The sequence below is a fragment of the Shinella sp. M31 genome, assembly GCF_049199205.1.
Taxonomy (GTDB): Bacteria; Pseudomonadota; Alphaproteobacteria; order Rhizobiales; family Rhizobiaceae; genus Shinella.
Map to the genome: position 1 here is coordinate 1 of NZ_JBLZPH010000078.1, position 845 is coordinate 845.

At 55.9% G+C, this 845-nt stretch carries 1 protein-coding gene and 1 pseudogene; one reads left to right on the forward strand and one right to left on the reverse strand.

Annotated elements, in window-relative coordinates:
- Nucleotides 1–310: pseudogene (locus ACOZKU_RS12595) on the forward strand (phospholipase); the annotation flags it as partial.
- Between the two features lie 239 nt (nt 311–549).
- Here ACOZKU_RS12595 and ACOZKU_RS12600 read toward each other — a convergent pair.
- Nucleotides 550–765, reverse strand: coding sequence for a hypothetical protein (locus tag ACOZKU_RS12600; protein WP_421579174.1), 216 nt, complete (start codon nt 763–765; stop codon nt 550–552).
- Nucleotides 766–845: the final 80 nt, after the last annotated feature.

Consider the following 845-nt stretch of genomic DNA (forward strand, 5'->3'; position numbering starts at 1 on the left):
CCGACGCATTTCAGAATTTAGAACTGACTTGCTGGCCGAACATCTCGGAGTATCTGCTGGCACAGTGGAGCAGGCGGTGGCACAGTCAGGATCTCTGATTGCGGCGATTGAAACTCTCCGTAAATCCCAGCCAGGACGCACTTTAGTCCCCTACACGACGCCAGAAGTGTCCGACCTCGAAAAGTGGCTCGCAGATAACGAAATCCTGGATCCTGAAGGCCCGGAAGAGGTCTTCGAGCCGATAGAACGCCGCGGCCTATTCCGAGGGCGACTGCATTTGCCGCGTCGAAGGCGCAAGCCTCAAGGCTAGCAATTCTTCGATCTCTTATAGAGTTTGAGCCACTGGGCCGCCGAACCGTTAAATCGACGCGCAGCCAGAGCCTCGTAAGCGCTTTACAGGAGATTGGGGCAAGATCGCGATTGACGCGCGGCTCGAGGCGATGCGTTCCGATCACCTTGCGAAGCGCGACGCCGGCAAGCAGGTCGATCGGATCAAGGCGATGCTGGCCGCGGATAAGGCGCCGCCATTCGCGTAGGGCGTTGCGATGGTTAAAGCGGCTTATGCATCGTCATGCCGTTGGCGCCAAAGAGCCTGCTATAGAACTCAACAGCGTACCGATCCGTCATCCCCGCGATGAAGTCACATATCGTCCGCTTTTTATGCAGCGTGTCGCCAAAGGCATATAATTCCCTCAATGTTGATTGCCACTGAGAACTGACCCGGCGTGGCCTGATATTTCCATTGAGAATTGACCCATGTTCCAACCTTCCCTCGCATGTTTTCAGCGGGGGCTATGGAGTGATCGACATGGCGTTATTGAGCGTTATCCGGCGCTGGCATTTTC